The following is a 9,449-nucleotide window of genomic DNA, read 5'->3' on the forward strand; positions in this document are numbered from 1 at the left end:
GACCTACCCCGCCACCTTGCCGGGCGGAAAGTGTCCGCTCTTTAACAGCACAGGCGTGCCGTTGCTGATCTGCAAGTGCTCGCGCGCCACCGCCTCGATGCGGGTGCGCCCGGCGTCGAACGCGCGCAGCCAGCCTTCGCGGTCCTCGGAGTAGGCGCCAAAGTGGTCCTCGAGCGCTTCCACCGAAATCGCGCACGGCACCGGCTCGCCGTCCACCAGCGCGGCAAAGACAACGGTCAGATTGGAACCGCGGTAAGCAGGCGCGTCCGCGGGAAACCGTATTTCCATGGTCGCCTCATCAGAAGGTTCGTGCAGGAAAGCGGCGTCGGCGGCAGCCGTCGAGCCCGCCGCCGTCGACCCCGCTATGGTACTCGCGCGTGCGGACCGTGGTCCAGCGCGTGGACCGCCCTCGCCGACGCATCTGGCGGGCGGCTTCCGTGAGTCGTGCATCGCCATCACTGCGCGCCCAGCAGACGATCCACATAATCGCGCGCCGCCTGCTCGACGAACTGCAGCGCCTCCTCTTCGTTGCCAAAGCGCCGATCGTCGCCGAGCTCGAGCAGGGTTTCGATCCGGTGAACGTCGTCCGGGCCATGTTCGGCGAGGCTCACCGATCCGACGTAAGTGCCGCCCGCGGCCGCACCGGGTGTATCGCCCGCCGGCACGAGGCGCGCGGCGGCGCTGATGTAGTAGCCGCGATAAGGGCCGCTGACCCGTTCAGCCATAGTCTTTCTCCTGATTGCGATTGCTGGTCGGACGCGCGCGAAAGCGGCGAGCCCTGCGTCACTAAGGCGCCTCGCACGCGGATAAGTTCGACCGACGCGTCACGTACGAATGCAGCGGATTGCACTTGCGTGGGTTGCGCCGGTCGAAGCCGATGGTTGGCACTGCGGGTGCTGCCGCAAACACGCATTTAGAGACCAGCGAGCGGGATATGGGAAAATATTTTCTGCACAACCACGAACTGCCCGAGCCGGATGCGGCGAACGTATGGTTCGAGTACGCCGAAAGCCGCGGCATCGACATTCCGAAAGCCATCAGCATCTGGGAGGACGCGGCTGCCGAAAGCGGCACCGAAAGCCGACGCCAGGTCAGCGCGGCGGGCATCACGATCGAAACACCGTAGTGTTCGGCGCGGCACTTCACGCGCAAGCGGCAAGCCTCCCTTTATCTATCTGAAAGGACTCACCACGATGCATCTCATGACGCGACCGCGCCGCCCCGGCCCCTTGCGCTCCAACAGGTTTTCCCTCGTGCGCAAAATCGGCGTGTGGGCGACGCTGCCCAGTGCCGTATTGCTGGGCGCGGGACTCGCTGGCTGCGCATCGTCGAACACGACGTCGTTGATCAATTTGCCGAACGGCCAGACCGGTTTCGCCGTGAATTGCAGCGGCGCGGACGCCGCGTCGAGCTGGGCTTCGTGCTACGTGCAGGCCGGCCAGGCATGCGGGGCGACGGGCTATGACATCGTGTCGAAAGATAACGACGAAGGCGGTTCGGCGGGCGGCAGCATTACAAACGTCGTGTCGGCCAACGTGAAAAACCGTTCGATGATCGTGCGCTGCAAGTAAGCCTCGGCAAAGCGCCGGCATCGCATGGCTGAACGCCGGTTCAATGCGCCTGCATCTTCGAAAAGATGTTCAGCACGGCGACGCCCGCCACGATCAGTCCAAGCCCGATGATCGCGGGCACGTCCGGCACCTGCCGGTAGAGCACTAGCGCGACCAACGTAATTAGCACGATGCCCGCGCCGGACCACACCGCGTAGACGATGCCGACCGGAATGCTCCTGAGCGTCAGCGACAGGCAATAGAAGGCGACGCCGTAGCCGAGCACGACAATCGTCGAGGGCAGCACTCGCGAGAAGCCGTCGGACGCGCGCATCGCCGAGGTGGCAATGACTTCGGCGACGATGGCGATGGCGAGCAAAGCAAAGGGAGGCACCCGCATCGCCTCAGGCCCTGGCGAGCGCGAGTTTGCTGTAGTCGTGGCCGAGTTGCGCGCACAGCGCCTCGACCACCAGCTCATGATCGGCGCGCTGAGGCAGGCCCGAGACCGTGACCGAACCGATGACGCCCGCGTTGGCGACCGTCAACGGGAACGCGCCGCCGTGCGACGCATACTCCGAGACAGGCAGGCCATATTTGTCGGCGAGCGTACTGCCAGCCTGCTGCATCTGCAGGCCGATTGCATAGGAACTGCGACGAAAATGCGCGACGGTGTTGCCCTTGCGACGCGCCCAATCGACGTTGTCCGGTGTGGCGCCGGCGAGCAGACTGAAGAACAGCGGCTGACCGAAGGTGCGAATGTCGATGGCCGCCGCGATGCCGCGCGCCTTGGCGACCTCGTGAAGATAAGCGCCGATTTGCCAGGCACGGTCGGCGTCGAACCGGGGGAAGACCAACGCTTGTTCCTGTGCGGCAATGACCTGCAGATCGTGAGCGATATCCATGGGTTCGGAGCAAGGTGAGAGGTGGCGCGCTCGCTGTCCGTTGTTTGTCCATGCCTGGCGGCGAGCGTCTGGGAACCTGGATTCTAGCGCAGCGTTTGGTGGGGGCATTCGGGACTTGTGGTAGCGAGGCCGTTCCGTACAGTCCAGGTATGCGTTCAAAGCCGCTGCGATTGGCCGAGCGACTTGCCGAGCGCTCAGGTGCGCAGCAAAGCCGGTTCTTAAATAGCTATTGCATTGGCGTTCACGTTGCCCTATAATTTTTTCTTCGACGGACGCGGGGTGGAGCAGTCTGGCAGCTCGTCGGGCTCATAACCCGAAGGTCGTAGGTTCAAATCCTACCCCCGCAACCAAGCAGATCAAGGCTTACAACGCATTGGCGTGTAAGCCTTTTTTGTTTTTGGTGTCTGTAACCGGTGTAGCCGCGAAAGCGTTGAATATCGCGGACCGTGGGCGGCGTTGTCGGCGAGGCATAGCCCGTCGCTTCAGCGCACGGCGCTCTCGGACGTTTCAGCCATGCAAACAGGCGAGCGTGCGCGTGACTATGGTCAACCGCGCCGAGCGACGCCGCATCAACATTGAAGGCGAACGGCTCACTCAACGAGTGACGCAGTGTCCGACCATATCGACTCATATGCGCGCCCGGGGACAATACGGCGGTCAGACGCTGGCCATCCGAGATGCACGTCTGCAATGACTCCGTGACCGTCACTGTTGCGAAAGAGGTCCTGGTCGATCTGCGACGCGAGCTTGACGTGCCAGGTATGGCCAAGCCGCGCGAACTGCTCGGTCTCGATTAGCGCATCAATGCACGACAGGAAGCAGAGCATTGCCCTCCTATGGTCGGCTATCTCGGTGGCGATACTAAACTGCCCCGAGTTGCTTTCAAGAACAGGGGCATAAGCTTCCGGCGACATGAAGAACGGCAACTCGTCGCGGCGGCGCTCGATTTCCGAAGATGACAAGAGCGCTGCTCGCAACGGGGTTAAAAGCCGTTTGGACGTGGCCGAACTGTGCGCGACACTGCATCCCATAGCGCGACGGTTTCGCCCGTTGTCAGTGACGCCTTGTCGAGCTTGATATACCGGTCATGGATCTGCACCTGTCCCCCAGTGGTCAGATCCATCGACAGGAACGGCGCGAAAGGGCCGCTCGTAGTCTCGTTGACGACAAGGGAAAATGAGTTACCGCGTCCGTCCCCGGGTCGGCGGCCTTCGATCAGCCATTCCTGTGCGTTCAGGCCTGACAGATCGACAGATCCTTTCCGGATGAGCACACCGTCCGCCGCCTTCAGTTGCTCACGGACTTCCGCGGTGTCGATGCGCTGCAACAGCGTCGTGTTCTCGCTAAGGTCGGGAGTCGTGTCGATTGCAAAATTGATGTCGTCCCGACCCTTGAGCACGTACTGCGTGCTCACGTCCTCTTCGCTTCCCGCCTTCGCTGGGAGGAAGCCCCCATAGAAACATAAGCCGGGTTCGGTTGGGATTTCGTCGTCGGCACGGCCACGGACTTTTTCAAGCAACTCAAACACCAGACCCGTCTTTTTGGGTACGTCATTCTTCACGGTCATTTGTTTGACGATCGGATCACTTGTCTGGTCCGGATGCGTAAAGTCACTCGCCTCGATTTTCATTTTGATTCGATAGCCACGGTCCCATTTGTAGGCTTCGATGATCCGATTACCCGGATCATCATAAACGGTGCCGCGATAGATAAAGTACCGTGTGTTGTCGGCCCACGCCTCGCCGTCCGCGTACAGGAACGGGTGTGCATCAACGCTCGTTGTCGCCTTTAACTCAGCACCTCGCTTTGCGATCTGCCGCTGATACGCATCACGCGACATTGCTTTCGTTTCAATGTCGACGCCTTGTATCTTTGCATAGCCGGAAACATGCATGCCCTCGGGCATATCGATAAGGTAGCGGCCTACACATCGCGTCTTCAGATTGGCCGTCAATTCGTTCACGGTTTGTTTCTCCTGTTGCGTCAATGGCACGGGCTTGTTCCCGCACGCGGCGAGCGCGACCAGCATGCAGACGGTCAGTCCTGCGCGCAGGCACTTCATGCCTTGTACTCAAGGCTGGTGCCTTTCACGTTCTGCGCAATCCTGGTAATGGCCCACAGCGCGAAGCGGCGCGTCGCATCCGGCTTGTAGCCGCCCTCATGCTCAATACCCGGAATGGCTACGCAGACCCGTGCCGTGCAGCCGGGTGCTCGGCCGGATCGCACAGGCACTGTGCCGTCGCCCCTTTCGTCGGCATCGCTCAACAAGAACTGTCCAAATGAAGGCTTTCCGCCACTCGTGGCCTTCACGAGTTGCCCGCCAGTGCCCGGATCGTCACTCGCCCGGCCTTCTAGCAGGCTGGCAAGCGAAGGCGCATTGCCACGCAACAGCGACGGGGCCTGCTGGACCCATCTCACATCGCCGTATTCTTTGTGCTTTTCATCGTCGCCGTAGAAGGCGTACGTGCTGGCGTGATACCTGCCACTTATCCGTGCATGAAAGGTTTTCACCTTCTTCTTTATAGTGTTCTCGAAGTCGCTCCAATCCCGAGCTATGGTCTTTTTTTCCGGATCAAGCGGATTGAGCAACCTGTCATCGCACAGCCCCCACCACGCGCCGCGCACCGTATAGATTTCGCTGTACGGATCGGCTCGCGGCAAGGCGATGAACTGCTCGCCATCCCTGATTTTGAGCCAGCCCATTCCGTATTCGGGACTCGGCAGAAGTTGTAGCGGCCCGGGAGCGTTGCCGACAACAGCCGTCATTGCCGCTGCATCCGGACCGAGTGCGAGACCGGCGACACCTTCCGTACCCGCCTTCATCCGCTTATAGGTAGCCGCCGCTCCCGTGGCGGGCATTACGCCATGCACGACGCCGAGCACCTTGTCGCGATGCCCCATCGCCTCCGAGTAGTAGCGCGCGACCAGCCCCCCCATCGAATGGGTAACCAGGATCACCTTCTCGCAGCGATACCGTTTTTCCCGATAGTACTTCGTGAATTCGTCTATCTTCGCAGCCAGCCGCTGCGCCGACACCGCATTGGATTGCAGCCAGTTATAGCCAACCGCATGAACCGGAAACTGGTACTTATAAGATAACGACACCTCGGCCCGTTCAAGCGGTTCGAGACCTGGCGTCACCAGCCGGCACAGACTCTCGCGCACCCCCTTGCGTCCGTAATCGGTGCCCGCGTGCGCGTCATTGAGCGCATTTTCAAGCCACACCAGCCACTCGGCGTAGCTCATGCATGCAACTTCGCCCCAACCGCGGCGTTGCAACTCACCTTCCGTTTGCGCCGTGCCGGACGGAATCTTGCCGCCGCCATACACCTCGGTCTGGTCGGGATCGAGCACGCGCTTGCGTAGCGCGGCACTTTTGGTCATCCATGGCGCGGCAGTCGTCGCGCTGTCGAGCAGCCACACCGCATCCGGCGGCCCCTTGCGCTTCAGGTTCGACCCCATGACGCCCGGCACAAAAATGACGGGAATGATGCGATCCGGCACCATATAGCACACGGCGGTACTGTCGTCGGGAGCCGATGTCACGGACGAATAGTGCACACAGCCGTCGTCGGCGATCGTGGGCGAAATGATGCGTTCAACAGTGGCCATGCGAAGTCCCTCCGGTCGGCTCTTGACCGATCGTGTTTAACAGACGATTAGCAGTGCTTTACGCTGCCTGGCGAATAACGATGAATGACTGTTTAGTCGCGGTGGATACGCAGTTGCATACCTTCAACCAGCAGGCTTTTTTGCAAGCCGGTTTTGCCTTCCGCGTCGGTTATGCCGCGAATTACAGTGCCATCCTCGCGTGTAATGGAAAACTTGCGATTGGCAATAGGCGTTCCATCAAACGGCCACTTGAGGGCAAATCGCTCATCGAATTTTGCATGGCCCCAAGCGTTTACCGATTCAGCAAACGATTGCGCGCCCTTCTTCTGGACCGTAATCGTCTTGATGAAAAGGTCAAATGGCCCGCCCACAGTGATGCTGCCGTCCTTGATCTGGACGAATGCGCCGCCAGATTCGAGCGTAAGTTCCTTCTTCGCGCTGATATGCACCGTGCCGTTAACGCTCGCAATGGTTACGTCCTTGTCCGCAGTAACGGACATCGGGCCGCTCTGCGCGTGAAGCTCGACCGGACCTCTGGCTGCAAAAATCTTGATGCCGAACTTCTGCGCGAACAACGATATCTTTTCGCCTGCTGCGACTGTCCAGCGTTTCAGCACGCTCCAGTCGGCGCTCTTCCCTGCGACGGCGTTGATGTTGTCCTGTGCCGCGAATTGCATGCCACCACCCGCGACATAAGCCGCCGATGCCGGGGTGCTCATCAACAGCCCGGGTTGTTTCAGGCCGTCTAAGTCTTCTTTCATCTGCTGCTGCGCGTCAGTGTCGGCAGGCTCGGCCTTCGCGCTGCTGGCGCAAGCCGCGAGCGCCTTCGCAGTCGCCAATGCGCTCTGAAGCTGGGCGATGGTCTCCTGCATGTCGAGCTGCTGACCCGTCGCGCCGGGGCGGTCGTATGCCGTCAGATGCAGACCCTTGCCCGCGCGGTTCACACCATAGCCGGACGTGCGAAGCTCATAGCCTTCACCTCTGTATTCGAGCCTGTTGTTCACCAGGTAGCCGAGGTTCAGTTGCGACTTGCCCGAGTGTTCCGTACTCAGCTTGATACCCTCCTGGCCCGCCCAGTCCTCCATGCGCAGCTTGTTGTTCTTCTGCGTGCGGATCACGTTACGGGAGAGCCAGCGCCGGTCATTCGTCACCAGGTCGCGCGCCTGGCTGTGATGGTGGAACGCGACGATTTCAGGTTTGTCCGGGTCGCCGTCGCGGCATGTGATCACGGCTTCGGCATCGTTCAGGGCGGGGAAGTGCATACCGGTTTGCCCCTTGCCCGCGAACGGCTTCGCCAGTCTTAGCGGTACGCTCTCGCCACCGTTAGGCCATGTCTCGAAGTCCGCATCAAAACGTACCGTATAGTGGCCGTCTTTCGTGATGTACGCGTATGAGTACGAGTCCGGGCTTGTGACACGCGCTGAAAGTGTACCGGTCACCTTCGTCCAGGTTTCCGGCTCGAGTTTGAGACGGAAGCGCCGGTCGGCGGGTATCGCCGTGTAGCTGTTCGAATAGGAGGCATCGCGCGCGCCGCTGTGTGTGACCTTGACGATCAACTGGCCTTTCGGCGCATCGGGCAAGACGATATCTGTTTCCAGCACGTAGCCCGGCTGCAAGGCTAAAACATTGCTTTCGCCTTCGTAGACAACCTGCCAGGCGATGGCCGCTTCATGCCGCAATTGCGCTTCCCACTTCGCGCCCGCCTGATCGAGGTGGTGAGTACCATAAATATAGGGCTGACCGTAGGTTGTGGAATCGCCAGGGGCAATGTTGGCTTCGTCTCTCAGACGCTCCCACGCTTTCTCCGGGTTGTAATCCGCGTCCATGAACGACTGCGGCACGGTGACGGCATGGGTCTTGATCGCCGTCACTGCCTCGACGCCGCCTGCCTCAAGTCCCGCCGCTGCGTGGTACGGAACGATGCGTTGCGGCTCGTCGTAAATGTAATGATCCTGATCGTCTGCGTAGACCACCAGATCGCCGTATTCCGTTTGCTGGATATAGCTATAGATGCCCGCTTTCTCCTGGAGCATGTGGGCATATGCTGCGTCGCTCATACCGTGTTGCATACGGAACGCGTGCTGCGGGTACGGGCGGCGCAGACGGAAACTGAATTGATGCTCACGCATTCCGTGACTGCGCAGGATTTCCGCCAGAATATCGGGCGTTGACGCGTGCTGGAAAATCCGATTCCTGGTAACTGCGGCGAGCCGCCCAATATGCGACTTCAGGACGATCTCATACTTTACATAGTCGTTCGTGGTTTGAATCGTGGAAAAGCGCTCAATGAAGCCGCTGAATTTTCGCGCTTTGCCATCTTTTGGCACGATGCTAAAAGTCGCATCAAGGTTCAGATAATCGGCGCGTGAAAGCTGTTCAGGGTGTGTCACGTCGATAATCACTTCGGACGGTGCGCTCATCTTCTCGGTTGCCTTGAACGAGATGACCGACAGGGCCGCCGCGCTGGCCGTTCCTGGAACTTCAAGAAAATACGCCTGATGTCCCGTTACACCTTGGCGTAAAGGATCGAACTCTGCCACTCCCTGCTCCTCCAAAAGACCAGCGTCGCAGCGTTAGCTGCCGAACCCGTTAACTGACCATTGAAATTCCGGCAGGTCAACGGAATCAAATCGAGATAATCAAGAATTAACAAACATTGACAGAAACGTGAAGCGATCGATTCACGGCACATACTTTCATGGCTACACAATGGAAAAAGGCTCGATGGCTCGCGCCTTTCCGGTTGACGCGGCAGGTTGCGGCTCGTCGTCAGTAGGAAGTGGAAATGGCCTCTGTCGCGCTTCGGTCAGAAGTCGGATAGCCTGGTCAGTGGTCATGCGGCCTTGATATGCGTTCTTCGCGTCAAGCGCGAAAGCCTGAAACAGTTCCAATCCACATTCGTTGGCCTGCTGGTAATCCTCACTGGTATCGACCAGCAGCTCCAACAGTGCTCGTTGCATTATGCCTTTTTCCACTTGTCAAAGATAGGAATCCTGTATATCTAGGTCGCAAGTTTGACAAGTTTTTCTAGCTGGCGTCTCTGCATTTCGCGTGTGTGAACAGCAGCCAATGCAAGCTGTTCATACTGAGTGTGAATCCGGAAGTCATAGACATGGTCCTCGGCATAGTTTCCACTCGCAACCGACACATCGATACAGCCTCTCGGCTGGCCCACGACGCAGCCACTGAGCATTCCAGCATCGTCGCGAAGAACACGCGTGCAATTCCCCTCATCGGTTGATTCTCCGTTACACAATTACTCTGTAGTGGTCAACTAATTTCGGACAGGTAGACAGGTTCTTTCGCTGTCGGATTCGCCTCGTAGGCGGCGGGCGACAGATAGCCCAACGTGGAGTGCAGGCGCACCGGATTGTAGAAAGCAACG

Annotated in this window: 11 protein-coding genes and 1 tRNA gene; 3 read left to right on the forward strand and 9 right to left on the reverse strand. The window is 59.5% G+C overall.

What is annotated here, in order from left to right; genetic code table 11:
- Positions 1 to 3: 3 nt before the first annotated feature.
- Both ABQJ48_RS03335 and ABQJ48_RS03340 read right to left on the reverse strand, forming a co-directional pair.
- Positions 4 to 288, reverse strand: a complete 285-nt coding sequence (locus tag ABQJ48_RS03335; protein ID WP_367835935.1) for a DUF1488 family protein — start codon at positions 286 to 288, stop codon at positions 4 to 6.
- A 167-nt stretch (positions 289 to 455) separates the two neighbouring features.
- Positions 456 to 725, reverse strand: coding sequence for a hypothetical protein (locus tag ABQJ48_RS03340; RefSeq protein WP_367835937.1), 270 nt, complete (start codon positions 723 to 725; stop codon positions 456 to 458).
- Positions 726 to 934: 209 nt separating this feature from the next.
- Between ABQJ48_RS03340 and ABQJ48_RS03345 the strand changes: the two genes are divergently transcribed.
- Together ABQJ48_RS03345 and ABQJ48_RS03350 are read left to right on the forward strand one after the other, a co-directional pair.
- Entirely contained in the window at positions 935 to 1,126 is a 192-nt protein-coding gene (locus tag ABQJ48_RS03345; protein ID WP_367835938.1) for a hypothetical protein, read from the forward strand.
- A gap of 67 nt (positions 1,127 to 1,193) precedes the next feature.
- Positions 1,194 to 1,571, forward strand: coding sequence for a hypothetical protein (locus tag ABQJ48_RS03350; protein WP_367835940.1), 378 nt, complete (start codon positions 1,194 to 1,196; stop codon positions 1,569 to 1,571).
- A 40-nt stretch (positions 1,572 to 1,611) separates the two neighbouring features.
- On the opposite strand, the gene ABQJ48_RS03355 is transcribed toward ABQJ48_RS03350, so the two are convergent.
- On the reverse strand, positions 1,612 to 1,944 hold the full coding sequence (locus ABQJ48_RS03355; RefSeq protein ID WP_473094089.1) for a DMT family transporter: 333 nt from the start codon (positions 1,942 to 1,944) through the stop codon (positions 1,612 to 1,614).
- Positions 1,945 to 1,954: 10 nt separating this feature from the next.
- The gene (locus tag ABQJ48_RS03360; RefSeq protein ID WP_367835943.1) at positions 1,955 to 2,452 is read right to left on the reverse strand and encodes a heme-degrading domain-containing protein; all 498 of its coding nucleotides are present in this window, start codon (positions 2,450 to 2,452) and stop codon (positions 1,955 to 1,957) included.
- A gap of 273 nt (positions 2,453 to 2,725) precedes the next feature.
- Between ABQJ48_RS03360 and ABQJ48_RS03365 the strand changes: the two genes are divergently transcribed.
- Positions 2,726 to 2,802 (forward strand) — tRNA-Met (locus tag ABQJ48_RS03365).
- Between the two features lie 240 nt (positions 2,803 to 3,042).
- Here the strand turns inward: ABQJ48_RS03365 and ABQJ48_RS03370 are convergent.
- From ABQJ48_RS03370 to ABQJ48_RS03390, 5 genes are all read right to left on the reverse strand, one after another.
- Complete coding sequence (locus tag ABQJ48_RS03370; protein WP_367835945.1) at positions 3,043 to 3,414, reverse strand: hypothetical protein; 372 nt, start codon at positions 3,412 to 3,414, stop codon at positions 3,043 to 3,045.
- Positions 3,415 to 3,434: 20 nt separating this feature from the next.
- Positions 3,435 to 4,514 (reverse strand): T6SS immunity protein Tli4 family protein, encoded by a 1,080-nt coding sequence (locus ABQJ48_RS03375; RefSeq protein ID WP_367835947.1) that lies wholly within the window; start codon positions 4,512 to 4,514, stop codon positions 3,435 to 3,437.
- Positions 4,511 to 5,959 (reverse strand): esterase/lipase family protein, encoded by a 1,449-nt coding sequence (locus ABQJ48_RS03380; protein WP_367835949.1) that lies wholly within the window; start codon positions 5,957 to 5,959, stop codon positions 4,511 to 4,513. The genes ABQJ48_RS03375 and ABQJ48_RS03380 overlap by 4 nt, the downstream gene beginning before the upstream one ends.
- Positions 5,960 to 6,156: 197 nt before the next feature.
- Positions 6,157 to 8,484, reverse strand: coding sequence for a DUF2345 domain-containing protein (locus tag ABQJ48_RS03385; protein WP_367835993.1), 2,328 nt, complete (start codon positions 8,482 to 8,484; stop codon positions 6,157 to 6,159).
- 282 nt (positions 8,485 to 8,766) lie between these two features.
- Positions 8,767 to 9,009, reverse strand: coding sequence for a hypothetical protein (locus tag ABQJ48_RS03390; RefSeq protein ID WP_367835951.1), 243 nt, complete (start codon positions 9,007 to 9,009; stop codon positions 8,767 to 8,769).
- Positions 9,010 to 9,449: the final 440 nt, after the last annotated feature.

The sequence above is a fragment of the Paraburkholderia suaedae genome (assembly GCF_040812055.1).
Lineage (GTDB): Bacteria > Pseudomonadota > Gammaproteobacteria > Burkholderiales > Burkholderiaceae > Paraburkholderia.